This is a genomic window from Nonomuraea sp. NPDC000554 (assembly GCF_040300065.1).
In the GTDB taxonomy this organism is placed as follows: domain Bacteria; phylum Actinomycetota; class Actinomycetes; order Streptosporangiales; family Streptosporangiaceae; genus Nonomuraea.
In genome coordinates this window covers 87,166-112,309 of the sequence record NZ_JBEPDC010000032.1, presented here as the reverse complement: position 1 = coordinate 112,309, position 25,144 = coordinate 87,166, and the positions used below count along the sequence as shown (strand labels likewise).

The 25,144-nt window shown below is 72.0% G+C and carries 18 protein-coding genes; 9 read left to right on the top strand and 9 right to left on the bottom strand.

Features of this window, described 5'->3' with window-relative positions; genetic code table 11:
- Positions 1–9: 9 nt before the first annotated feature.
- A complete protein-coding gene (locus ABT294_RS41960; RefSeq protein WP_350812043.1) occupies positions 10–3,408 on the bottom strand; it encodes a phosphodiester glycosidase family protein in 3,399 nt (1,132 codons plus the stop codon).
- A 93-nt stretch (positions 3,409–3,501) separates the two neighbouring features.
- On the opposite strand from ABT294_RS41960, the gene ABT294_RS41955 reads away from it, so the two are divergent.
- The gene (locus tag ABT294_RS41955) at positions 3,502–4,662 is read left to right on the top strand and encodes a cytochrome P450 (RefSeq protein WP_350812042.1); all 1,161 of its coding nucleotides are present in this window, start codon (positions 3,502–3,504) and stop codon (positions 4,660–4,662) included.
- Between the two features lie 455 nt (positions 4,663–5,117).
- Here ABT294_RS41955 and ABT294_RS41950 read toward each other — a convergent pair whose 3' ends face one another.
- On the bottom strand, positions 5,118–8,012 hold the full coding sequence (locus ABT294_RS41950) for a YbhB/YbcL family Raf kinase inhibitor-like protein (RefSeq protein WP_350812041.1): 2,895 nt from the start codon (positions 8,010–8,012) through the stop codon (positions 5,118–5,120).
- 274 nt (positions 8,013–8,286) lie between these two features.
- Here ABT294_RS41950 and ABT294_RS41945 point away from each other — a divergent pair, with 274 nt between their 5' ends.
- Positions 8,287–8,877 carry a hypothetical protein gene (locus tag ABT294_RS41945; protein ID WP_350812040.1) on the top strand — a complete coding sequence of 197 codons (591 nt, stop codon included), beginning with the start codon at positions 8,287–8,289 and terminating at the stop codon, positions 8,875–8,877.
- Positions 8,878–8,997: 120 nt separating this feature from the next.
- Here ABT294_RS41945 and ABT294_RS41940 read toward each other — a convergent pair whose 3' ends face one another.
- Complete coding sequence (locus ABT294_RS41940) at positions 8,998–9,132, bottom strand: hypothetical protein (RefSeq protein ID WP_350812039.1); 135 nt, start codon at positions 9,130–9,132, stop codon at positions 8,998–9,000.
- A 528-nt stretch (positions 9,133–9,660) separates the two neighbouring features.
- Here ABT294_RS41940 and ABT294_RS41935 point away from each other — a divergent pair.
- Positions 9,661–10,383, top strand: coding sequence for a VIT1/CCC1 transporter family protein (locus ABT294_RS41935; RefSeq protein WP_350812038.1), 723 nt, complete (start codon positions 9,661–9,663; stop codon positions 10,381–10,383).
- Between the two features lie 21 nt (positions 10,384–10,404).
- Here ABT294_RS41935 and ABT294_RS41930 read toward each other — a convergent pair whose 3' ends face one another.
- From ABT294_RS41930 to ABT294_RS41905, 6 genes are all read right to left on the bottom strand, one after another.
- The gene (locus ABT294_RS41930) at positions 10,405–11,040 is read right to left on the bottom strand and encodes a LysE family translocator (protein ID WP_350812037.1); all 636 of its coding nucleotides are present in this window, start codon (positions 11,038–11,040) and stop codon (positions 10,405–10,407) included.
- A gap of 79 nt (positions 11,041–11,119) precedes the next feature.
- Complete coding sequence (locus ABT294_RS41925) at positions 11,120–11,464, bottom strand: spore germination protein GerW family protein (RefSeq protein WP_350812036.1); 345 nt, start codon at positions 11,462–11,464, stop codon at positions 11,120–11,122.
- A gap of 15 nt (positions 11,465–11,479) precedes the next feature.
- Complete coding sequence (locus tag ABT294_RS41920) at positions 11,480–13,639, bottom strand: alpha-galactosidase (protein WP_350812035.1); 2,160 nt, start codon at positions 13,637–13,639, stop codon at positions 11,480–11,482.
- Between the two features lie 60 nt (positions 13,640–13,699).
- Positions 13,700–15,067, bottom strand: a complete 1,368-nt coding sequence (gene zwf, locus ABT294_RS41915) for a glucose-6-phosphate dehydrogenase (protein ID WP_350812034.1) — start codon at positions 15,065–15,067, stop codon at positions 13,700–13,702.
- 1 nt (position 15,068) lies between these two features.
- Positions 15,069–16,700, bottom strand: a complete 1,632-nt coding sequence (gene pgi, locus ABT294_RS41910) for a glucose-6-phosphate isomerase (protein WP_350812033.1) — start codon at positions 16,698–16,700, stop codon at positions 15,069–15,071.
- 106 nt (positions 16,701–16,806) lie between these two features.
- Positions 16,807–16,959 carry a hypothetical protein gene (locus ABT294_RS41905; protein ID WP_350812032.1) on the bottom strand — a complete coding sequence of 51 codons (153 nt, stop codon included), beginning with the start codon at positions 16,957–16,959 and terminating at the stop codon, positions 16,807–16,809.
- Here ABT294_RS41905 and ABT294_RS41900 point away from each other — a divergent pair.
- The 6 genes from ABT294_RS41900 to ABT294_RS41875 all read left to right on the top strand — a co-directional run bounded on the left by ABT294_RS41900 (position 16,958) and on the right by ABT294_RS41875 (position 24,790).
- On the top strand, positions 16,958–19,261 hold the full coding sequence (locus ABT294_RS41900) for a phosphoketolase family protein (RefSeq protein ID WP_350812031.1): 2,304 nt from the start codon (positions 16,958–16,960) through the stop codon (positions 19,259–19,261). The genes ABT294_RS41905 and ABT294_RS41900 overlap by 2 nt on opposite strands.
- A complete protein-coding gene (locus ABT294_RS41895; protein ID WP_350812030.1) occupies positions 19,237–20,433 on the top strand; it encodes an acetate/propionate family kinase in 1,197 nt (398 codons plus the stop codon). The genes ABT294_RS41900 and ABT294_RS41895 overlap by 25 nt, the downstream gene beginning before the upstream one ends.
- Before the next feature lie 122 nt (positions 20,434–20,555).
- Positions 20,556–21,578 (top strand): hypothetical protein, encoded by a 1,023-nt coding sequence (locus tag ABT294_RS41890; RefSeq protein ID WP_350812029.1) that lies wholly within the window; start codon positions 20,556–20,558, stop codon positions 21,576–21,578.
- 162 nt (positions 21,579–21,740) lie between these two features.
- Complete coding sequence (locus ABT294_RS41885) at positions 21,741–22,364, top strand: pentapeptide repeat-containing protein (RefSeq protein ID WP_350812028.1); 624 nt, start codon at positions 21,741–21,743, stop codon at positions 22,362–22,364.
- Between the two features lie 195 nt (positions 22,365–22,559).
- On the top strand, positions 22,560–23,072 hold the full coding sequence (locus ABT294_RS41880) for a PH domain-containing protein (protein WP_350812027.1): 513 nt from the start codon (positions 22,560–22,562) through the stop codon (positions 23,070–23,072).
- Positions 23,069–24,790, top strand: coding sequence for a PH domain-containing protein (locus tag ABT294_RS41875; RefSeq protein WP_350812026.1), 1,722 nt, complete (start codon positions 23,069–23,071; stop codon positions 24,788–24,790). Before ABT294_RS41880 ends, ABT294_RS41875 begins: the two co-directional genes overlap by 4 nt.
- The last annotated feature ends 354 nt before the right edge of the window (positions 24,791–25,144 follow it).

Here is a 25,144-nt window from a genome sequence, read left to right as displayed (position 1 = left end):
TTCACGGGGTCAGGAGGCGGCCACCACGACCACCGCCTCCTTCCGGACGCCGCTGACCGTCACGCCGACCGTCACCCGGCCCTCGCGCAGGGCCGTGAGGGTGCCGGTCGCGGGGTCGAGGGCCGCCACGTCCCACGGCTTGGCGCCCGCGCGGGAGCCGATGTGCAGGTTGGACGAGCCCGACCACTCCACCGAGACCGGGTAGGCCGCCGGGACCGTGCGGCTGCCCTGCTTCAGCGTCGCCGTGACCTGCGCCGTGCCGCCCGCCGTGACGGTGGCCGGGGCGGCGAGCGTCAGGTCGTCCACGTGCGGCCGGACCTGGGTGCCGATCCAGGTCGGCGCGTCCACGAACCAGTTGTGCCTGACCTTCTCGGCCTCCTTGGACGTCACCGGGTCCACGCCCCACAGCGACCAGCCGGTGAAGCCGCCGTCGTCCGCGGCCGTGGCCGGGTTCTTGCCGGAGTTGCCGTTGATGAAGTACGGCACGGCGTCCACGTGGGAGGCGTGGAAGGTGCCGACGTGCCCGCCGATGTAGGCCGCGCCCTTGCCGGTGGTGCGCTGGAAGTCCGCCAGCCAGCCCTCGACCAGCGCGGCCTCCTTGCGGTCGCCGAGCTGGCTGCCCTTGCCGGGCGTGGGGTCGCGCGGCGGGACGTGGAACAGCACGGCGACCGACCCGACCGCGTCGTCCTTCGCCGCGGCGTCGAGCTGGGAGCGCAGCATGGCCACCTGGTCGTAGCCGCCGCCCCGCAGGTTCAGCCGCGAGGTGTCGAGGGTGACGAACCGGGTGCCCTTGTGGTCGAACGTCTGGTAGGTGTCGCCGAACACGGCCCTGAAGTTGTCGATCTTGCCGCCCATCACCTCGTGGTTGCCGGGCACGTAGTGGTACGGCAGCGTCCCGCCGAGCTCCTCGTCCAGGATCTTCTTGGCCAGCGCGAAGTCGGCGGGCGACGCCTCGTCCACGAGGTCACCGTTGATCAGCAGGAAGTCGGGCTTGGCCGCCTTGATCTCCTGCAGCGTGCGGCGGGCGTTGCGGACGATGTCGCTGTCCGGCTCCCTGGCGACGAACTGCGCGTCCGACATGACCGCGAACCGCCACGGCATCGTGGCCACCTCCGGCCTGACGACCGGGTCGGCGACCTTCTGGGCGGGCGGCGCGGACACCGACGGCGGCACCTTCGCCACGAGCCCGTCGATGAGGATGTCGTTGGTGTAGCTCTGGTCGGCGCGCGTCTCGGCGACGTAGAAGCGCCGCAGCTTCAGCGGGTAGTTGACGCCGGGCGGCACGGCGAACTCGACGTACTTCCAGCCGGTCCACGTCATGTACGGGCCGCGCAGGATCTGCGACTGCCCGAGCGCGTCGTAGAACTCCAGGCTCGGCCACTCCCCCTTGCCGGTGGAGTTGATCCAGAGCCCGAACGCCTGCGGCTGGCCCGGCACCTCGATCTGCTGCGGCGGGCCGGCGTAGGCGGCGCGGGTGGCGGTCGACTGGGTGAAGTCGTAGGACAGCTTGAGCCCGCCCCCGGTCTGCCCGGTCGCGGCCGACAGCGAGCCGGTGGCCCGCGCGGCGGCGAAGGTCCACTTGGCGGCGTCCTCGAAGTCGGCGACCGGCTTGTCCTCGAAGCCGACCGTGACGGGCACGGCGGTGGTGATCGACCCGATCTTGGCGGTGATCAGCCCTGAGCCCGTCGCCTGCTTGGCCTTGACGGTGAAGAAGCCCTGGTCGCCCGGCGTCACCTCGAACAGGTTCCGGTCGTAGCCGAGCGTGAGGTCGCCGGGCTCGATGGGCGCGGAGTTGCCGTTGCGGTCGTAGCCGACGACGCCGAACGTGCCGGTGCCGTCCTTGCCCGCCAGGCCGAGCCGGTCCGTGGTCGCGCCCAGCCGCTGCAGCGGCTGCAGGACGGTCAGCTCCAGGGTGCCCTTGGCGCCGTCCTTGGAGGCGGTGACCGTCGTCTGGCCGGGCACCAGGGCGTGGAACCTGCCGTCGCGCACCACGCCGTGCACGGCCGGGTTGGCGCGCCAGGCGGGGGTGCCGGAGGCGGGTCCGTACGTCTCGTCGTACCCGGCGGCGGTCAGCCGGCGCGTGAGGCCGGGGAAGACGCGGTCGGGACGGCCACCGGCGACCGGGCCGACGCCCGGAGCCTTGGCCGGATCGCCGGCCGTCTCCAGCCAGAAGCCCTTGAGCTTGCCGCTGCCCTCGGGCGCGTACAGGGCGAGCCCGTTCGGGACGGACCGCTCGCCGCCGTCGGACGGGCTGTTCTCCACCTGCACGTCGGCGGAGCCCGGCTCGCGGGCGAGCAGCGTGGACGAGCCGCCGCCGTCGAGGTTGAGCGCGTTGGCGGCGCCCAGCTCGACCATCATGTCGGCCAGCTCGTTGAGCGTGACGCCGCGGCTGTCGACCTGGCGGCCGTCGACTGTCAGCAGGTACATCTTCCTGCCGTCGGCGGAGAAGCCGACCGCGGTGCGCGGGTGGGCGGCCGGGTCGCCGGAGTTCTGTGCGACACCGTCCTTGACCAGGACGACGTTGCCGCCGACGGCCGCCTTGACGGCGCTGCCGTCCGACGCCTTCGGCTGGTACTTCACCTCGACGCGGTCGCCGGCCTTCAGCGCCGCCAGCGCGGTGGCGCCGGCGTCGCGGCCGAGCAGGATGGTGGTGCCCGCCGGGATGGGCCCGGTTCCCGGGGCGTTCCGGACGGCGGTGACCACCCCGCCGGTCAGCTCCACCTCGGTGACGGAGGTGGCGCCCTCGACGGCGCGGGCCCGGGTGTAGGAGCCCCACAGCGGCGTGAACAGGCCGACGCCGCCCTTCTGGACGACCTGGTTGAACTGGGTGAGCGCGACGGGCGAGCCGCCGGCGGGGGTGGCGGTGCCCTCGAAGTACATCTTCAGCACGCGCCCGACGCCGTCACCGGTGATCGCGACGGCGTTGTCGTGGCCGGAGACGGGCGACTGGACGAGCGTGCCGTCCTGGACACCGATGCCCTGCGCGGCGCTGGAGTTGTTGATGTCGAAGAAGTCGCCGTTGACGGCGGCGACGGCGTGGGAGCGCTTGGCGGGCCCCGACAGCGGTTCGGCCTTGGTCACCTCGCCCGACGTCAGGTAGTCGGCCTTCGCGCCGCCGCCGAGGTCGGCGGTGAGGGCGTCGGCACGCAGCCAGCCCAGCGCGTCGTAGGTGTCGAACGAGGTCAGCGAGATGCCGGGGGCGACGGGCCTGGTTCGCTTGTCCGTCGCCAGCCGCTGGGCGGGGGCGTTCTGGACGAGCAGGGTGGAAGGGGGCGGGTAGGACGACGCCTTCAGCGTGTCCTCCGCGGTTGGTGAGGGAGGTGTGGGTTCTGCCTGGGCGGGCGCCGCGATACCTAACACGAGCGCGGCGGCGGCCACATAACGGAGGGTGTGCACGACCGAACTCAATCGCCCATGGATATAAGTTTCAAGACTTGCGAATGAACTAAAAGAAAATTTCAGATCTTGCCGGTCCCGTGACCGGCTTGCACGATGGGACGCGTGGATCAAGAGGCGTTCTACCGCGATCCGTACCCCCGCTACGCCGAGGCCCGCGCGGCTCCCGGCCTGACGTTCGTCCCCGAACTCGACGCCTGGCTGGTCGCCAGGCACGCGGACGTCCGCGAGGTGCTCGGCAGGCCCGAGGACTTCTCCTCCGTCGGCGCGCTGCGTCCGGACGTCATCCCCGGGCCTCCCGCGCTCGCCGTGCTCTCCGCCGCGCCCGGCGGCGGCCCGATCGTGCTCGGCGCCGACGGCGAGACCCACCAGCGGCTGCGCAGGCCCCTCACCCGCGGTCTGTCCCCGGCCAGGGTGGCGACGGCGCTGCCCTTCATCACCGGCCGCGTGGCCGAGCTGATCGCGTCCTTCAGGGACGAGGGCCGGGTCGAGTGGATGAGCGGGTACGCCGGGCCGCTGCCCGCCTCGGTGACCGGCCACCTGCTCGGCCTCGACCCCGGCGACGTCCCGGCCGCGATCCAGGCCGGGCACCGCGCCGAAGCCCTGCTGTTCACGCCGATGCCGAAGGACGCGCAGGTCGCCGCCGCCCACGAGGTCGCCGCCCTGCGCCACCTGCTGGACGCCCACGCGCGGGCCTCCGCCGACCGCGACGACCTGACCGGCGAGCTGGTGCGCGGCCTGCCGTGGGCGGAGGTGGTCGGCAACCTGGAGAACCTCATGCTGGCCGGGCACCTCACCACGACCGCGCTGCTCGGCAGCGCCGTGCACAACCTGCTGCGCGACCGCGGCCAGTGGGAGCTGCTGTGCGAGCGTCCCGAGCTGCTGTCGGCGGCGATCGAGGAGGCGGCCCGGTTCGACGCGCCCATCCAGGGCTTCAGGCGGCGGGTCACCCGTCCGCTCACGCTGAGCGGCACCGACCTGGAGGAAGGAGCCGTGCTGTTCGTCTCGTACGCCTCCGCGGGCCGGGACGAGACGGTGTACGAGCGGCCGGACGTGTTCGACATCGCCCGCGCCCCGGTCAGGCACCTGTCGTTCGGGCACGGCGTGCACGGCTGCCCGGGGTCGCAGCTCGGCAGGGAGCAGGTGCGGATCACCCTGGAGACGCTGACCCGCGAGCTGCCGGGGCTACGGCTGGCCGAACCGCGGGTCACGATGGCCGCCACGTTGATCCACCGCGCCCCCGAAGAACTCTTCCTCACCTGGTGACGCCCGGGCCGCACCCCGCACCCCGCACCCCGCACCCCGCACCCCGCACCCCGCACCCCGCACCCCGCACCCCGCACCCCGCACCGGCAGAGATTGGACCTCTCAGGCGCTCCCCTGGCCGCACCCCAGCATCCGTGCGGTTACACATCCGATGTCTTTGGGTGAGGAGGGGGACCGCGCGTGGGCTGCCAAGACGCGCGGAGGGGTGGGCCCAGCTGGGCGAACGGGATCCCCACCCGCCCAGGCGGACCGGCCGCCCGCCGCACCCCAGCAGACCGGGAGAGGAACCCGCCCACTCAGGAGAACCGAGACGAACCCGGCCGACCTGGGAGGACCGAGACGGGCCTGGCCGACCTGGGTGGCCGAAGGAGCGGCCGGGCGGGCCTGTGAGGGCCCGGCCCGGCCGGGGTGAAGGGGACGGGCGGGCCGGAGGATTCGGCCCGCCCGGGTGGACGTCAGGTGCTGGCGTTGGAGTTGCCTGCCAGCTTGACGCCGGCCAGGTCGTGGGCCTGGATCGCGGTCTCCACCGCGGCCACCGTCGAGCTGGAGGTGACCCCTGGCAGGGTGGCGGTGTCGAGCGCGTACAGGGTGAACTCGTACTTGTGGGTCGAGCCGCCCGGGCACGGCCCGAAGTACTGCAGCGCCTTGTTGCCGCTGCTCATCGCCTTCTGTTTGGCCGGCGACTGGTTCGGCACGTCGTAGCCGAGGCCGAGCCCTTCAGGCAGCGAGCCCTTGGTGGCCGGGATGTCCCACATCACCCAGTGCTTGTTGCTGTTGGCCGTGTCGATGAGCGTGATCGCGTAGCTCTTCGCCGCCGCCGGGCTGTTCGACCACGCCAGCGGGGGCGAGATGTCGTTGCCCGACACGCCGTCCTGCTGGCAGGTGTACTTCACCGGAATCGTCCCGTTGTTGGCGAAGGCCGTGCTGGACAGGGCGAACGGCGCGGCGGCGAACTTGAGCCGCACGATCACGTTGTCCAGCGTGGACGGGGTGCCGCCGTTCTTGTCGTTGTTGGTGGAGGTCAGCCACAGGCCGCCGTCGGGGGTCTTGACGACCGTGCGCAGCCGTCCCCACCTGCCGTTGAAGAACGCCCGCGGGGTGTCGGTGGTGCTGCCGTTGATCTTCATGACCCACAGGCGCTCCCCGCGGACGGCCGCCATGTAGATCCAGTCGTTGACGATCTCCAGGCCGCTGGGCGAGGCGGCGGCGACGTCCCACTGCTGCACCGGGTTGACGTAGGCCGCGTTACTGCACTTGCCCTCGCAGTTCGGCCAGCCGTAGTTCTTGCCCGGCTGGATCAGGTTGAGCTCGTCCCAGGTGGCGTCGCCGAACTCCGACTCCCACAGCCTGCCCTGCGAGTCCCAGGCGATGCCCTGCGGGTTGCGGTGGCCGAGCGAGTAGACGCGCGGCGCGTTCGGGAACGGGTTGCCGGGCGCGCCCGCGCCGGTGGGGGTGACGCGCAGGATCTTGCCGTTGAGCGAGTTGAGGTCCTGCGCCCTGCTCGACGTCTGCGCGTCGCCGACGGTGATGTAGAGCATCCCGTCGGGGCCGAACTTGATCCGGCCGCCGTTGTGGAACTTGCTCTTGGAGATGCCCGTGACGATCGGCTCGCGGGCCCCGATCGCGTTGTTCACGAAGGTGAACCTGGCCACCCGGTTGTCACTGGACGAGGTGTAGTACGCGTAGACGTAGTGGTCGGTGGCGAAGTTCGGCGAGACGGCCAGGCCGAGCAGCCCGCCCTCGCCGACGGTCGTCACCGCTTCGGTGATCTTGCCGACCACGGTCCTGGTGCCGTCCGGGGTCAGGCGGGTGATCTCGAAACGGTCCCGCTCGGCCACCAGGGCGCTGCCGTCCGGCAGGAACGCGATGCCCCAGGGCAGGTCGTAGGCCGTGTTGACGTCCTTGTCGTAGACGGGGTCACCGCCGCCCGCCGTGGAGGTCGTCTTGACCGAGATCGCGGCGCTGCGGGCGGAGGTGTTGCCGTTGGCGTCGAACGCCTCGACCGCGAAGGCGTAGGTGGTGTTGGCGGTCAGCCCGTCGGCGGTCGCGGTCAGGTCCGGGACGGTGGCGAACTTGATGCCGTCCTTGTAGACGTTGTAGCCGGTCACGCCGATGTTGTCGGTGGAGGCGTTCCAGGCCAGCGTCACGCTGGAGGCGCTGACGTTGGTCGACCGCAGGTTGCCGGGCACGCTCGGCGGCTGCGTGTCGTCGCTGGGCGGCGTGGTGATCGGGACGTTGTTGCTGGCGGGCGAGGCGTTCCCGGCCTGGTCGTAGGCGATCACGCTCAGCACGTACCCGGTGTTCGGGGTCAGCCCCGGCACGGTGATCGCGGTGACGTTGCCGCCGACCGTCATCAGCACGTTGCCGCCGTTGTAGATCACGTACGTCGACACGCCCACGTTGTCGGTGGCGGCGTCCCAGGCGAGGTCCACCGAGTACGGCTTGACATCGCCCACGACGCGCAGGTTGGCCGGCGTGGTGGGCGGCTCGCTGTCGCTGGGGGCGGAGGCGTTCAGCCGGTCCAGGTTGGGCCCGCCGTTGGCGGTGGTGGCCGTCGCCCTGACCTTGTTGGCCCCGGCCACCAGTGCGGCCGTGACGGACTTGTCCGTCCAGGTGTCCCAGTTGGCCGTGGCAGGGAAGCTGACGCCGGCGCTGGTCGTGGTGCCGTTGACGGCGATGTCCATGGGCCGGTCGACCGTGGTGCCGTTGGCGTACCTGAACGTCAGGGTGTAGTTGCCGGCGGTGGCCGCGTTGACCGTGAACTCGACGTACGAGCCGGTGATGTTGGTGTAGTCGACGAAGCCCGTGCCGGTGAAGCCGGTGTGGTTGGTGGCGACCGTGCCCTGCGAGATCGTCGCGTTCTCCGCCTGGTACTCGCTGGTCGGCGCGGCCGTCTCGACGTCCACGTAGTCGAGGTTGGGGTTGCCGTTGGCGCTGGTCGAGGTCAGGCGGATCTTGTTGGCACCCGCGTTGACGGGCGCGGTGAGCGTGGCGGTGGCCCAGGTGTCCCAGCTGCCGGTGCCGGTGAAGGATCGGGCCGCCGCGACCACGCCGCCGTTGACCGCGATGTCGGCGGGCCGGTCGAGCGTGGTGCCGTTGGCGTAGCGGATGGCGATCGTGGCGGTGCCGGCAGCGGAGGCCGTGACGGTGAACTCCGTGTAGCTGCCCGCGACGTTGTCGCCGTTGACGAAGCCGGTGCCGGAGTAGCCGGTGTGGTTGGACTCCACCACGCCCTGCGAGATGGTCGCGTTCTCCGCCTCGTACCGGGTGGGGGCGGCCTGCGCGGGGAGCGCGGGCACCATGCCCAGCAGTAATCCGGCCGCGAGTGTGGCGGCCAAGGGCAATCGCATGGAACCTCCTGCTGTCTTGGGGGGAGAGACGGAGGGGGTTGTTAGGAAGGTTTCCTAACTTTGGAATTGATGGGATCACCTGTCACGCGTCCCTGTCAAGCGGTTCGGCGTCCTGGACCGAGACATCCCATCACTGGCGCTGGCGTGACGGACGGCGCAAACTGGAAAGACGGCGATCGCGTGGAGCAGTGGAGCACCCGTGGACAATCACCTTGATCACATGCCGGTTCTGTCCAGAGGCAGGCATCGGACCCCGAAACGCGGGGCCTGTTTCATGGAACTGGCGTCCTACCTAGCCGGAGAAAGGTGGAGCGACCACCCGGCCTGCACGCACCCGTTGCTGGCCGCACTCGCCCGCCTGGTCAACGACAACACCTCGGACGCCGACCGGAGCAAGCTCATCTGGCTGGTCCCCTCGATCATCGGGCTCACCAGCGACGACCTGCGCGTGGACGCCCACATCGCGCTCCGCTGCGCGAGGACCGCGCTGCCGGTGGCGGCGGCCGAACGCCAGCTCGCCCTGGCGGTCTCGGTGCTGGCGGCGGAGGAGATGCTGGCCAGGCTGGACGGCGCCCCGTCGGGCCGGCTCAGCGAGGCCAGTATGGACGCGATGGCCCAGGTGCCGCGCGCGGCGGACCAGGCCAGGCGCTTCAGCCGGGCGGCCCGCATCACGGAGAAGGGCTTCCGCCGCTACGCCGCGCCCAACGCGGTGCAGTTGTCGGTCGTGGGCATCGTCCAGGCCTGCATCCCCGACCCGGACGCCCTCCTGCGCACCCTTCTGTCGGACGCGATCGACGACTGCGTCGCCCTCATCCGCGGCCCGCGGCCCGAAACACTGGACGCGGCGCTCCCAGCCCGCGTCTGACCGACCACAGGCCGGCGGCCCCGCCGCCGGCCGAGTACCGTCCCGCCCCTCCAAGCCCCGCCGGCCGGGTGCCGTCCCGCCCCTCCAAGCCCTCCGCCCCAGCGGCGCGAGCGGATGGCGTCAGGACTCCAGCAGTTCGGCCGGATCGAATGACACCGGGAACGACTCAGCGAGCGTCAGCACCTCGCCCGCCTTGGCCTGGGCCACCAGCTCGTACCCGCCCTCCCCCAGGTGGACCACCTCCGACGACCACATTGGCCGCCTCGACCACTACCAGATCCGCTCCAGCCGCCCTGGCGGCGCGAGCCAGCACGGTACGCAGGCCGCCGGCGCACAGTGCGTGCAGGCCAGATGCGGCCGGGCTCACGACGAAACTCCCGTCGATCAACTCGATGCGATCCCCGGATTCGGGGAGTTTGAGCCAGTCTTCGACGGTGTAACCGGTGGCGTGCGACAGCGGAAAGATCCGCGTGCGCCTGGGCGGACGATGCGCGACCAGCCATCCCTCGTCGGGCGGAGCGCTCATGGCATCGCCGCCTTCCATAGAGCCGACGCCGACCCATCACAGGGCTGTGCGCATCCGTCTGGTCACACCAAGTGACGAGCTGACATTGCCCGGCCGAAACCTGCCGCGGGTGCCGTTCTGACGCATGCCTCTGATTCTTTCGGTCATCTGTTCGCCTGGCGAGACAACATCGCAGGTCAGGGAAGCCTCGCCTTCGTTGCGGATCTTGTCGGCATGTGCCTAAATTTCGGGATAAAGGGCGTTTGAGGAGTGCATGCATGACCATCGAACTGGCTCAGCCGTACTCGGCGGAGAAGCACCACAGCCACCGCGACGTGACCGGCGGATGGCTGAGACCGGCGGTGTTCGGGGCGATGGACGGTCTGGTGTCGAACTTCGCGTTGATCGCCGGTGTCGTCGGCGCGGCCGGAGCCGGGCAGGGAGCGGTGCTGGCCGGGTTCGCCGGGCTGGTGGCGGGGGCCTGTTCGATGGCCGCCGGTGAGTACACGTCGGTCAAGTCACAGACCGAGCTGATGCGCGCCGAGATCGCGGTGGAGCGGCATGAACTGGCCAGGAACCCGAAGGGCGAGCAGGCCGAGCTGGCGGCGCTGTACCGGTCCCGCGGGCTCGACAAGGACCTGGCCGCGCGGGTCGCCGCCGAGCTGTCGGCCGATCCCGAGCAGGCGCTGCGCGTGCACGTCCGGGAAGAGCTGGGGGTCGACCCCGACGACCTGCCCTCGCCCTACCTGGCCGCCGGGTCGTCGTTCTGCGCGTTCGCGACGGGCGCGCTGGTGCCGCTGGCGCCGTTCCTGTTCGGGGCGTCCGGGCTGGCGGTCGCGCTCGTGCTGAGCCTGCTGGCGCTGTTCGGGTTCGGCGCGGCGGTGGCGCGGATGACGGCCCGCCCGTGGTGGCTGGGCGGTCTCCGCCAGCTGGCGCTGGGCGTCACGGCCGCCGCTGTCACGTTCGGCCTGGGCCACCTACTCGGCGTCGCCATCTCCTAACCAGGGGACGGGAACGCCCGCTCAGGAGCGGGTGGTGACGGCCAGCTTGACGCCGAGGGCGATGAGCGCCGCTCCCGTCAGGCCGTCGACCGCTCTGCGGACGGCGCTCCTCGCGAACACCCTGCGCAGGGCGCCCACGACGTTGGCCACCAGCAGGAACCACACCACGGTCCCCGCCAGCGCGATCAGCGACAGCATCAGCGTGTCACCCAGCGGAGCGCCGGCCGAGACGAACTGCGGGACGAGCGCCACGAAGAACAGCGCCGCCTTGGGGTTGAGCGCGTTGGTCAGCAGCCCCTCCGTGAACGCGGCCCACGAGTTCTTCCTCCCGGGGTCGGGCAGCCCCAGGTCCGGCGTGCCGCCCTTGCGCAGCGCCGCCCGCAGCGCCTTCACCCCGAGATACAGCAGGTAGGCCGCGCCCACGACCTTGACCACGGTGAACGCCATCGCCGACACCGCCAGCAGCGCCGCGATGCCGGTGGCCGCCGCCACCACCCAGGCGAACACGCCGACGGAGATGCCGGCCGCGGCGGCCATGCCGTAGCCGCGTCCGGAAACGGCCGAGCGCCGCACGACGACGGCGAAGTCCGGCCAGGGAGACATGGCCCCGAGCATCACCACGCCACCGAACGCCACCACCTGAGTCAGAGAGATCATGCCGCCCACCCTACGAGAGCCGGGCCTCAGAACGAGTCGCCCGCGCGGGTGCCGGAGGCGCTCCCCGCGCGGGCGCGGGTCAGCGTTTGCGGCGCTTCTTCAGGATCGCGCGGACGGTCAGCAGCAGCACGACGGCGACGATCTGGCCGCCGAGCACGATGCGGTTGACGTCCACGGCCGGCTGCCAGCGGACGTCCCCGTCCTTGATCACGAACACGCCCGCGGGCGTCGCGCCGAACCCGAACCCGCCACCTCCGCCCTGCTCGGGGTTCTCGCCCTCACGCCTGCCCATGCCCCCGCCGCCGCCCTGCGCGACGCGGGCGACCGGGATGACGGTGACGTCCCCCCGCTGGATCGGCTCGCCGAAGACGCGCTTGACCGTCACGACGTCCGTGGACTGTCCGGCTAGTTCCATGATGTCCATCCCCACATCGTGGCCCTAGAGCCGCCGGAGGACCAGCATCTCGCTGCGATAGTCGCCGCCGAGCTGCGACCAGGCGGGCAGGGCCAGGCCGTGGTGCATCAGGGTGGCGCCGTGCCGGCGGTCGCCGGTCGCGTCCTCGTAGACGGCGCCGGGGTCGAGCCCCGCCAGGCGCAGCCGCCTGAGCGGCTGCTCGTCGAGCGCGTACGGCTGGTAGGCGAGCACCACGACCCGGTCGCCGAGCGTGTACTGGACGGCCGAGGCGGACGTGCCGGGCACGCCGCCGAGCCGGTGCAGCGCCCCGTGCTGGATGACGGGCCGCACCGCCTTGTACGCGGCGACGAGCTGCCCGGCCTCCTCCAATTCGGCGTCGCTCCAGCGGGTGAGGTCGCCGCCGACGCCGAGCGTGCCCGCCATGGCGACGTGGAAGCGGTAGCGCAGCGGCACCTCGCGGCGGGTCAGCGGGTTCGGGCTGTCGGTGACCCAGCAGGACATGGCCACGGCCGGGTAGAGGTAGGAGAAGCCCTGCTGGATCGGCTGCCGGTCGCGGGCGTCGGTGTTGTCGGACGTCCACACCTGGTCGGTGCGGCGGAGGATGCCGAAGTCGGCCCGGCCGCCGCCGCCCGAGCAGGACTCGATCCGGAGCCCTGGGTGCCGGGCGCGCAGCTCGTCCATGATCGCGTAGACGCCTCTGGTGTGCTCGATCCAGAGCAGGTCGCCACGCTCGGCCCAGCCCGCCTGGCTGAAGCTGCGGTTCATGTCCCACTTGAGGTAGTCCAGGCGGTACTCGCGGACGAGCCGGTCGAGCCAGCCGAGCGCCCACGCGCGGACGTCGTCGCGGGCGAAGTTGAGCACGAGCTGGTTGCGCATGGTGTCGCGGCGGCGCCCGGGGTAGTGCAGCACCCAGTCGGGGTTCTTGCGGTACAGGTCGCTGTCAGGGTTGACCATCTCGGGCTCGACCCAGAGCCCGGCCCGCATGCCAAGGTCGCGGACGCCGTCGAAGAGCTTGCCGAGGCCGTGCGGGAAGCGGTCGGGGTTGGGCCACCAGTCGCCGAGCCCGCGCGCGTCGCCGGTGCGGGAGCCGAACCAGCCGTCGTCCACCACGAACAGTTCCACGCCGAGCGCGGCGGCGCGGCGGGCGAGGTCGAGCTGGCCCTCCTCGGTGACGTCGAACCAGGTGGCCTCCCAGGAGTTGTACAGGACGGGCCGGTCCTCGTCGGCGGCGGGCAGGACGTGCCTGCGGGCGTAGTCGTGCCAGGCGCGGCTGGCCGCGCCGTACCCGCCGCCGGTGTGCAGGCCGAGCGCGGACGGCGTGCGCAGCGACTCTCCGGGGGCGAGCGGCCAGGTGAGCCCCTCGTGGCCGAACCCGGCGCTGACGGCCACGTCGCCTTCCGGGCGGCGCTGGGTGGTGAGCCGCCAGGAGCCGCTCCAGGCCAGCGCGACACTCCAGAGCTCGCCGGTGGTCTCGGTGGCGTCGCCGATCATGATCCACGGGTTGGCCTTGTGCGAGGTGGTGCCGGTCCTGCTGCCGAACGTGGTCTCGCCGCGTGGCAGCTCGCCGCGCTGCAGGTGGGTCTCGCTCCCCCACCCTCCGGCGGCGCCCAGGTAGGTGCACCCGGCCTGCTCGGGGACGACCCAGCTGCCCGAGTCGAGCCTGCGCAGCTGGACGTCCGCCGCCGACTCGTTGGTCAGCACGACCCAGCGTTCGATGACGTCGCAGTCGTCGCAGACCCGCACGTGCAGGCCGACGCGCAGGCCGTGGCCGTGGTCGCGGAGCACCACCTCCAGCTCGTCGCCGCCGGGGACGGCCTCCTCGAAGCCGAGCTCGACCGAGCGGACGCCGCCCTCGTAGACGGCCTGCAGCGACGGCACGCCCCAGCGCCTGCCGCCGTCGACGGGCAGCAGTTCGGTGGCGTCGGCGTGGTCGAGGAATCCGGTGACGGTCCAGGTCGTCGTGCGCTCGGCGACCTGGCCCAGGGCGTCGGCGGGCAGGCGCGGCCCCCAGTACCACTGCGTGACGCGGGTGTCCCCGCTGACCTCAGCGCCGGTCTCAGCGCCGGTCTCAGCGCCGGTCTCAGCGCCGGTCTCAGCGCCGGTCTCGATGCCGAAGACGTACGCGGTGTGCGGGGTGATCGCGGCCCAGGTGTGATCGCGGCCGGAGACGGGGATGACGGGCATGCCTGAGATCGTCGAGCCGTCCCGGCCGCCCGTCAATGCCCCCGATCAGTCGAGCCCCGGTCAGTCGAAGGTCGTGGAGACCTCGTGCCAGCCGCCCGGCGGGATCTGCGCCGCCGCCTCCGGCCCCCAGCTGCCCTTCCGGTACGGCAGAGGCGGATCGGGCAGGTCGAGTACGGGCTGGACGATCCGCCACGCCTCCTCCACCAGGTCGAACCGGGCGAAGCGCCTCGGATCGCCGGTCACCGCGTCGACGAGGATGCGCTCGTAGGCGGCCTCCATCGGCCCGAGCACCTTGGTGAAGTCGACGCTCACCGGCACCTGCATGGTGCGCTGCCTGCCCGGTTCCTTGGCGAGCACGTCGAACGTGACGCCCGCGTCGGGCTGCAGCCGGAACCTGACCAGGTTGGGACGCAGCTCGGCGGCCTGCCCGTGGAAGAGCGACACGGGCGGCTTGCGCAGCTCGGCGACGATCTCCAGGTCGGTCATGGCCAGCGCCTTGCCGGTGCGGACGCAGAACGGCACGCCCGCCCAGCGCCAGTTGTCGACGTAGGCGCGCAGCGCGACGAACGTCTCGGTGGTCGAGCCGGGCCTGACCCCGTCGGTGTCGAGGTAGCCCTCGTACTGGCCGCGGACCACGTCGCCAGGGGCGAGCGGCTGCACCGCGCGCAGCACCCGCCACTTCTCGTCGAGCTGGGCGCGGGCGTCCTTGGACGGCGGCGCGTCCATGGCGATGATGGCCAGCAGCTGCAGCAGGTGGTTCTGCACGACGTCGCGGATCGCGCCGGTGGCGTCGTAGAACGCGCCCCGGCCCGCGACGTCGAAGTCTTCGGCCATGGTGATCTGCACGCTGCGGACGAAGTTCCGGTTCCAGATCGGTTCGAGCAGCATGTTGGCGAACCTGAAGACCATGAGGTCCTCGACCGGCTCCTTGCCCAGGAAGTGGTCGACCCGGCGCAGGTGCTCCTCGTCGAAGTACTTGAGCAGTTCCACGTTGAGGGCGCGCGCCGAGTGCAGGTCCTGGCCGAACGGCTTCTCCACGACGAGCCTGGCGCCCCTGTTCAGCTCCACCCGCGCCAGCCCCTCGGCGACGACGGCGAACAGCGACGGCGGCACGGCCAGGTAGTGGACCAGCGGCCCCTTGCCCTCGGTCTCCTGGCGGAGCCTGTCGAAGGTGCCCGGGTCGCCATAGTCGCCCGCCACCAGCCGCAGGTTGCCGGCCAGCTTCCCGAACACGGCCTCGTCGACGTCGCCGATGGCCTGGCGGGCGTGCTCGCGCAGCCCGTCGAGGTCGAGGTCGGTCTTGGCGACGCCGATGATCGGCAGGTCCAGCTCGCCGCTGTCGGTCAGCGCGTACAGGGCGGGCAGCAGCATCTTGCGCGCCAGATCCCCGGTGATGCCGAACAGCACCAGGGCGCCTGCCTGCTCCATGTCAGGCTCGCCTTCCCCGCAGCTCGCGGTACACGCGGACGAGCCGCTCGGTGGACGGGTCGGGGAAGCTCCGCGGCGGCTCCTCGGAGGTGAGCGCGGGCGCCAGGTCGAGCGCCATCTTCTTGCCCAGTTCGACGCCCCACTGGTCGAAGGAGTCGATGCCCCACACGGTGCCCTCGACGAAGACGACGTGCTCGTAGAGGGCGACGAGCTGCCCCAGCGTGGACGGCGTCAGCTTGGGCGCCAGGATCGTGGACGTGGGCCGGTTGCCGGGCATCACCTTGTGCGGCACGATGCCGGCGGCCGTGCCCTCGGCGGCGATCTCCTCGGCGGTCTTGCCGAACGCCAGCGCCGACGTCTGGGCGAACAGGTTCGCATTGAGCAGGTCGTGCATGCCCGCGTGGTCCTCGTACGGCTCGGCGAAGCCGATGAAGTCGGCGGGCACCAGCTTCGTGCCCTGGTGCAGGAGCTGGTAGAAGGCGTGCTGCCCGTTGGTGCCCGGCTCGCCCCAGAAGATCTCCCCCGTGTCGGCGGTGACGGGGGCGCCGTCGGCCCGCACGGACTTGCCGTTGGACTCCATGGTGAGCTGCTGCAGGTAGGCGGGGAAGCGGTGCAGCCGCTGGCTGTAGGGCAGCACGGCGCGGGTCTGCGCGCCGAAGAAGTCGTCGTACCAGACGCCGAGCAGGCCGAGCAGCACCGGCATGTTCGCCTCGAAGGGGGCGGTGCGGAAGTGCTCGTCGACGGCGTGGAACCCGGCCAGCATCTCGCGGAACCGCTCGGGCCCGATCGCGATCATCAGGGAGAGCCCGATGGCGCCGTCGTAGGAGTAGCGGCCGCCCACCCAGTCCCAGAAGCCGAACATGTTGTCGGTGTCGATGCCGAACTCGGCGACCTTCTCGGCGTTGGTGGAGACGGCCACGAAGTGCTTGGAGACGGCGTCCTCGCCGAGCGCGCCGACCAGCCAGTCGCGGGCCACCCTGGCGTTGGTGAGGGTTTCGAGGGTGGTGAAGGTCTTGGAGCTGACCACGAACAGAGTGGTGGCCGGGTCGAGCCCGGCGAGGTTGCCGCTGATGTCGGCGGGGTCGATGTTGGAGACGAACCTGGCCTGGATCCCGGCGTCGGCGTAGTCGCGCAGCGCCTCGTAGGCCATGGCGGGGCCGAGGTCGGAGCCGCCGATGCCGATGTTGACCACGGTGGTGATGGGCCAGCCGGTGGCGCCCTTCCACTCCTGGGAGCGGACGCGGCCGGCGAAGCCGCTCATCTTGTCGAGCACGGCGTGCACGTCGGCGACCACGTCCTGGCCGTCGACGACGAGCTTGGCGTCGGCGGGCATGCGCAGCGCCACGTGCAGCACGGCGCGGTCCTCGCTGACGTTGATGTGGTCGCCGCGGAACATGGCGTCGATCCGCTCACGCAACCCGGCACGCTCGGCCAGCTGGACCAGCAACTCGATCGTCTCGGCCGTGGCCCGGTGCTTGGAGTAGTCGAGGTACAGGTCGGCGGCGGTCAACGTCATGCGTCCGGCGCGGCCTGGATCGGCGGCGAACAGCTCTCGCAGGTGCTTGCCCGACAGTTCCTCGTGGTGCTTGGCCAGTGCCGCCCATTCCTGGCTCTGGGTGATGTCGCCGCTCACGCGTCCTCCTCGTACCGTCAAACCGATCACATATAGTCCCGTAACCCCGTACCCAGCCGGGTAGATTCCGCGCACGGCGGAGCGGACTCTTTGCCGTCGTGAGGCGTCAGTGGGACTCCCGGCCGACCTCGTCGCCGCTCGACCCGATGAGGAAGTCGAGGTCGGCCCCCTGATGCGCCTGCGTGACGTGGTCGGCGGCGGGTCGGTAGCCCGCGCCTCCGGCGTGCGAGGACGCCGTCTCGGGGCATGAGCAGGGCATGGATCGTATCGACGCTTACTGGCGTGCCGCCAACTACCTGTCGGTGGGGCAGATCTACCTGCTGGACAACCCGCTGCTGGCCGAGCCGCTGCGGCCGGAGCACATCAAGCCCCGCCTGCTCGGGCACTTCGGCACCACGCCCGGCCTGAACTTCTGCTTCGCGCACCTGAACCGGGTGATCCGCGAGCGCGACCAGGACATGATCTACATCATGGGCCCCGGGCACGGCGGTCCCGCGGCGGTGGCGCATGCCTGGCTGGAGGGCTCGTACACGGAGAGGTTCCCGGACGTCACGCGGGACGCGGAGGGCATGCGGCGGCTGTTCCGCCAGTTCTCCTTCCCCGGCGGCGTCCCGAGCCACGCGGCGCCCGAGACACCGGGCTCCATCCACGAGGGCGGCGAGCTGGGCTACTCGCTGGCGCACGCCTTCGGCGCGGCCTTCGACAACCCGGACCTGGTCGTGGCGTGCGTGGTGGGCGACGGCGAGGCGGAGACGGGACCGCTGGCGGCGAGCTGGCACTCCAACAAGCTGCTCGACCCCGAACGTGACGGGGTCGTGCTGCCGATCCTGCACCTGAACGGCTACAAGATCGCGAACCCGACGATCCTGGCGCGGATCCCGCAGGCCGACCTGTTCAAGCTGCTCGAGGGGTACGGCTACCGCCCGCACCTGGTGGGCCCCGACCACGAGGAGATGGCGACCACCCTGGACGAGGTGTTCCGGGAGATCGACGCCTACCGGGCCGGCGAGGCCGACCGGCTGCCCATGATCGTCCTGCGGACGCCGAAGGGCTGGACGGGGCCGCGCGAGGTCGACGGGCTGCCGGTGGAGGGCACGTGGCGGGCCCACCAGGTGCCGCTCGCCCAGGTGCGGGAGAATCCCGAGCACCTGGCGATGCTGGAGGAGTGGATGCGCTCCTACCGTCCCGAGGAGCTGTTCGACCGTGACGGGCGGCCGGTCGGCACGATCCTGGAGACCGTGCCCGAGGGGCCGCGCCGGATGAGCGCCAACCCGCACGCCAACGGCGGCGAACTGCTCGTCCCGCTGCGCCTGCCGGACTTCCGCGAGCACGCGGTGGAGGTCAAGTCCCCCGCCACGCAGTCGAGCGAGCCCACCAAGGTGTTCGGCGGGCTGCTGCGCGACGTGATCGCGGCCAACCCGCGCACCTTCCGGCTGATGGGCCCCGACGAGACCGCCTCCAACCGGCTGTCGGCCGTCTTCGAGGTCACCGACCGCGCCTGGAACGCCGAGCTGCTGCCCACCGACGAGCATCTCGCCCCCGGCGGGCGGGTGATGGAGGTGCTCAGCGAGCACCTGTGCCAGGGCTGGCTGGAGGGCTACCTGCTGACCGGCAGGCACGGCCTGTTCAACTGCTACGAGGCGTTCATCCACATCGTGGACGCCATGTTCAACCAGCACGCCAAGTGGCTGGAGTCGTCGCAGAAGATCTCCTGGAGGCTGCCGGTCGCCTCGCTCACGTACCTGCTGTCGTCGCACGTGTGGCGCCAGGACCACAACGGCTTCAGCCACCAGGACCCCGGCTTCCTCGATGTGGTGGTCAACAAGAAGGCGTCCGTCGTCCGCGTCTACCTGCCTCCCGACGCCAACACGCTGCTCTCCGTCGGCGACCACTGCCTGCGCTCGCGCGACTACGTCAACGTCATCGTCGCCGGCAAGCAGCCCGTCCTCGACCTGTTCACCATGGACGAGGCCATCGCCCACTGCACCCGCGGGCTCGGCATCCTGCCGTGGGCGTCGACCGACGCGGGCGTCTCGCCGGACGTCGTCCTGGCCTGCGCCGGAGACGTCCCGACCCTGGAGACCCTCGCCGCCGCGGCCATCCTGCGCCAGCACCTGCCCGAGCTCAGGGTGCGCGTCGTCAACGTCGTGGACCTCATGCGCCTGCAGCCTCCCACCGCGCACCCGCACGGCATGCCGGACGCCCAGTACGACGCCCTGTTCACCACCGACAAACCCGTCATCTTCAACTTCCACGGCTATCCCGCCCTCATCCACCAGCTGGCCTACCGCCGCCACGGCCACGAGCACCTGCACGTGCGCGGCTACCAGGAGGAGGGCACCACCACCACGCCCTTCGACATGGCCATGCTCAACGACATCGACCGCTACCACCTGGTGATCGACGTCATCGACCGGGTCCCCGGGCTCGGCGCCACCCAGGCCCACCTGCGTCAGCAGATGATCGACGCCCGGCTGCGCGCCCGCGTCCACACCCGCGAGCACGGCGAGGACCCGGCCGAGATCAGGGACTGGACATGGCCGCACGCGTACTCGTCCTGAACACCGGCTCGTCGTCCATCAAGTACGAGCTGGTCGACGTCCGGACCCGGGAGCGTCCCGCCAGGGGGCTGGTCGAACGGATCGGCGAGGACGACGGGCGGCTCACCCACCACACCGGTCTCGAGCGGCCCGGCTTCGAGCGGCGGGGGCGCTTCGCCACGCACGCGGAGGGGCTGGCCGCGATGCTGGAGGCGTTCGCCACTGCGGGCCCCGACCTGCGGGCGGACCCGCCGGTGGGCGTGGGGCACCGGGTGGTGCACGGCGGGACCCGCTTCCGCGAGCCGGTGCTGGTGGACGACGCGGTGATCGCCGCCATCGAGGAGCTGGCGCCGCTGGCGCCGCTGCACAACCCGGTCAACCTGACCGGGATCCGGGTCGCGCGGGACGCCTTCCCCGGCGTGCCGCAGGTGGCCGTGTTCGACACCGCCTTCCACCGGACGCTGCCGCCCGAGGCGTACACGTACGCGGTGCCACGCGAGTGGGCCGAGCGGCTCGGCGTGCGCCGGTTCGGCTTCCACGGGACGTCCTGCGCCTACGTCGCGCGGCGGGCCGCGGCCCTGCTGGACCGCGGCCTGGAGGAGCTGAACCTGATCGTGCTGCACCTCGGCAACGGCGCCAGCGCCACCGCGCTGGCCGCGGGCCGCAGCGTCGACACCTCCATGGGACTGACTCCGCTGGAAGGGCTGGTCATGGGCACCCGCTCCGGCGACACGGACCCGGCGCTGTCCGGGTACCTGGCGCGGGTCGCCGGGCTGGACGCGGAGAAGTCCGAGGACGCGCTCGACCGGCACGGCGGCCTGCTCGCCCTCGCCGGCTCCGGCGACATGCGGACCGTCAGGCGGCGCGCCTCCGGCGGCGACGCCGACGCCCGGCTGGCCCTGGACGTCTACACCCGGCGCATCCGCAAGTACGTCGGCGCGTACTACGCGGTGCTCGGACGGGTCGACGCGATCGTGTTCACCGGCGGGGTCGGCGAGCACGACGCGGCCACCAGGGCCGAGGCGCTGTCCGGCCTCGACCGGCTCGGCATCACGATCGACCCGGCACGCAACGAGGCTTCCTCGACGGAGGAGCGCGCGGTGTCGGCGCCCGGGTCGGACGTGGCGGTGCTGGTCGTCCCCACGGACGAGGAATGGGAGATCGCCAGCCAGACGCTGTCGCTCATCGAGTGACCCGCCCGGCGGCCCGGCCGCCTCGCCCGCCGCCCGCGCGGCGACGCGGCCGGGTCGCCGCCCGTCCACACCGCCCCCCGTCCACACCGCCGCCCTTCTGCCGAGGCCCGTAGGGTACGGGTGTGCTGGTGGGCGAGGGACGGGAAGTCGCGCGGGAGTGGGTGCTCGGCGAGGGGGCCCGGCTGCCGGGCTTTCGCGGGGCGTTCCTGACGGGCTCGACGCTGTGGGCACGGCCTGACGACGTGCTGGCCGACAGTTCCGACGTGGACGTGATGGTCGTGCGCGACCCGTCCGCGCCGCCGGTGGGGCTCGGCAAGTTCCGGCACCGGGGCGTCCTGCTGGAGGTCTCCTGCATGCCGGACGACGGGCCGCTGCGCTCACCCGAGGCCGTCCTGGGCGACTACCATCTGGCGGGCAGCTTCCACCTGCCGGGAGTGCTGGCCGACCCGACGGGCCGGCTGACCGTGATCCAGGAGAGCGTCGCCCGCCACTTCGGCGAGCGGCGGTGGGTACTGGCGCGCTCCCGCCAGGCGCTGGACCGCGTGCGCCACCTGCTCGCCGCGATGGACGAGTCCGCGCCGCCGGCCGACCAGGTCACCACCTGGCTGTTCGGCACCGGGGTGATGACGCACGTGCTGCTCGTGGCGGGCCTGCGGAACCCCACCATCCGGCGGCGCTACGAGGCGGTCAGGCGGCTGCTCGCCGAGCACGACCGGCTCGCCTACCACGAGACGCTGCTGGGCCTGCTCGGCTGCGCCGAGCTGACACCCGACCGTGCCGAGCACCACCTGACGGCGCTGGAGGCGGTGTTCGACGCGGCGAAGGACGTCCTCGCCCCGTCCTACCGTTTCTCCTCGGACGTCAGCGACGAGGCGCGGGCCGTCTCGATCGGCGGCAGCCGCGAGCTGATCCGGCGCGGCCTGCACAGGGAGTCCGTCTTCTGGCTGGTCGCGACCCACGCGCGGTGCCTGGCCAAGCTCTCCGCCGCCGGCGCGCCCCTGCCCGAGGACGCGTTCCTGGAACTGCTCGCCGACCTCGGCGCCGAGACCTTCGCCGCCCGGCGGCACCGCGCCGGCCAGGTCCTGGACGCGCTGCCCGAGCTGTGGCGGCAGGCCGAGGCGCTGGCTCCCGATCCTGACGCCTGAACGTTCCCGGCGGGACGCTCGCGACCGGACCTGCCGGTGGAGACACGTACCGGCTGGCGGCTGATGGGCCCATGAGCGAATCTGTCGGTGGAAACGCACGCAAGCAGCCGGCGGACCCGCTCGCGAGCGGATCTGTCGGTGGCGTCGCGTAGCGTTCCTGGCATGGCCGACAGGAAGCACGGGGCTCCGGCTCCCCCGACCGACACCACCATCAGCGCCGCCGACTGGGACGGCCGCGATCTCACCCGCGAGACGTTCTCCCGCGTCCTGTTCGCCGACGTCGACATGACCGAGGTGGCCGACCAGGGCTCGGTGTTCGAGGAGTGCACGTTCAGGAACGTCCGGTTCAACGTGTCGGTCCACACCGACGCCCTGTTCCTGAACTGCACGTTCTCCCGGTGCTCGTTCTTCGACGCCACCTTCTCCTCCTGCAAGCTGACGGGCAGCATGTTCGACTCCTGCACCTTCGGGCTGCTGAAGGTCGACGGCGGCGACTGGTCGTACGTCGGCCTGCCGGGCGCCGACCTGCGCGGCAGCACCTTCGACGGGGTACGGCTGCGTGAGGCCGACCTGACCGGGGCCCGGCTGGAGCGCGCCGAGGTTCTGCGCACCGACCTGTCGGGGGCGTGGCTGCACAGCGCCGACCTCACCGGCTGCGACCTGCGCGGCAGCGACCTGGGCGACCTCGATCCGCACACGGTCAAGCTCAACAAGGCGATCATCGACCCGTACCAGGCGACGGTGGTGGCGTCCGCGCTGGGGCTGGACGTCCGCGAGCCCAGATGACATCTCTCCGAGACCCGCGCTCGCGGCCGGAAATGTCCACAATGGAGTAGGGTTCAGCGGCTCGGGAGTCCGACCACCGGCGCCGCCGCACCGCAGCCAGGGGGCGGGGTACTCACCGATGGCGCTTGCCCCCTGTAGCAGGGGCTCGCCTTCGCCGAGCTGGAACGTCCGACGAGACAGTGGTGAGGTGGGGCAGTGCAGGATTCGGGGTCCGCGGCACCGGTCGCGGTGCTCCTTCGTCCGCCGGCCAATCTGGTGAGCCGCAAGGCGATCCCGTTCTGGACGGTGCGGGCGGGGCTGGGGTGGGTCGTCGTGACAGCCCTGCAGATCGTCTGGCTGGTGCGCGACGAGCTGAACGCGGCGCACGTGGCCGCGTTCGTCGTGACCGCCGTCCTGGCGGCGGCGCACCTGACGGTGATGCCGCGCTGGCGGTTCAGGGTGCACAGGTGGGAGGCCACACCCGAGGTCGTCTACACGCAGTCGGGGTGGTTCAACAGGGAACGGCGGATCGCGCCGGTGTCCCGGATCCAGACCGTCGACACCCAGCGCGGGCCGCTGGAGCAGCTGTTCGGGCTGACCAACGTCACGGTGACCACGGCGTCGGCACGCGGGCCCGTGCACATCCACGGGCTGGAGTCCGCCGACGCGCAGCGGCTGGTGGCCGAGCTGACCGCCAACACCCAGGCCGTGGGCGGGGATGCGACATGACGTCCACCGACAGCGTCGCCTCCGTCGCCGAGGAGCCCGGCTGGCGTCGCCTGAGCCCGCTCATGCTGGCGGTGCATCCGGTGCAGGAGGTCGTCCGGCTGCTGCCGGTGCTGGTCGGGGTGCTGTTCATCGGCCGCAACGACAACGGCCCGCTGTGGAGCCTGATCGGGCTGGGCGTGGCGGTCGGGCTGGGGCTGGTGCGCTGGCTCACCACCACCTACCGGGTGACGCCCGACCAGGTACTGGTACGCCGCGGGCTGCTGCGCCGGCAGGTGCTGACCGTGCCGCGCGACCGGGTCCGGACTGTGGACCTCACTTCGCACATCCTGCAGCGGGTGCTGGGGCTGAGCCGGGTGGTCATCGGCACCGGCCGCTCCGACCGCGGCGACCAGGGGGTGACGCTCGACGCCCTGTCGACGGCGGAGGCGTCCCGGTTACGCGAGGAGCTCCTGCACCGAGGCCGCCCGTCAACCGTGTCCTCGGTGGACACCGGGAGCGTGCTGGAGGGCGGGCCAGAGACGGGAGGGCCGGGCGGTGGCGCACCGATCGCGGGCGTCGCGGAGGCAGGCGGGGCGGCGGGCGGTGTCTCGGCACCTGGGGTCCCGGCATCGGGCCTGCCCGCGCCGGGTGGGCCGCGGTCAGCTGTGCCCGGCCGTGGCCTGTCTGCGGCGGGCGTGCGGGAGGCGGAACGCCTGGATGATGACGAGGTCGAGGTGGCGGCGCTCGATCCGGCGTGGATCAGGTTCGGGCCGTTCACGCTCGCCGGGCTGGCGACCATCGGGGTGCTGGCGGGCGCGATGGGCCAGGTGTTCAACGAGACGAGACTGAACCCGCGCGACATCGGCGCCCTGCGCGCCGTCTACGACCAGCTCAACGCGGTGGCGGTGCCGCTGGCGGTGCTGGAGGTGACGATCGGGGCGGTGGCCCTGGTGGCCCTCCTGTCCACCATCGGGTACGTCCTCGCGTTCTGGAACTTCCGGCTCACCCGGCACCGCGAAGGCACCCTGCACGTCACACGCGGCCTGCTCACCACCCGGTCCACCACGATCGAGCACCGCAGGGTGGCGGGCGTGGAGATCAGCGAGCCGCTGCTGCTGCGGCTGGTCCGCGGCGCGCGGCTCATCGCGATCGCCACCGGCCTGCGGGTCGGCCGGGGCGCCGAGCGCGGTGGCTCGCTGCTGCTGCCGCCGTCCCCGGTGGCGGAGGTCCAGCGGGTGGCGGGCGAGGTGTACGGCGAGCCGAGCGTGGTGACCTGCGCGCTCAAGCCGCACGGCCCGGCGGCCCGCCGCCGCCGCTACACGCGGGCGCTGGCCGCCGCCGCGCTGGTCACCGCCGCCTTCCTGCTCCTGTGGCGGCTGGCGGGATGGCCTGCCTGGACGTGGCAGGCCGCGCTGGCGCTCTTCCCGATCGGCCTCCTGCTGGCCGCCGACCGGTACCGCAGCCTCGGCCACAACCTGCTCGGCGGGAACCTGGTGGTGCGGCAGGGGTCGCTGGTGCGACGTCGGCACGTCCTGTCCACGGACGGCGTCATCGGCCTGATCGTCCACGAGTCCTTCTTCCAGCGCCGGGCCGGGGTGGCGACCCTCACGGCGACGACGGCGGCCGGCAAGCAGCACTACGAGGCGGTGGACATCGAGGCCGGGGAGGCCGCGTCCCTCGCCGACGCGACCCTCCCCGGCCTGCTGACCCCGTTCCTGGAGCGGCGACCACCCGCGTAACCCCCCGCCGACCGCCCCGGCGCAACCATCCACCGCCCGTTCCGCGCCGACCATCGGCACCATCCACGTGACCGGACCGGTCCAACCAACGTGGCCAGCCGGCCCCCCGCTGTGCCCGGCCACTGTGCCCGGCCGGTGCGGTCGGCCCGCTGTGCCCGGCCGGTGCGGTGGGCCGCTGCGGTCGGCCGACACGTGGGGATGAGCTCGCGGGGACCGGCACATGGGGGCGGAGGGGCACGGCGTCGTTCGCCGACAACCAGAACGAGCCGAGCTTCTCGTCCCGCGTGTGCCGTTCCAGGTCGAAGAGGCGGGCGGAGCGCCGAAGCCGTCGTGGACGCCGCGTGGAGGGTCACG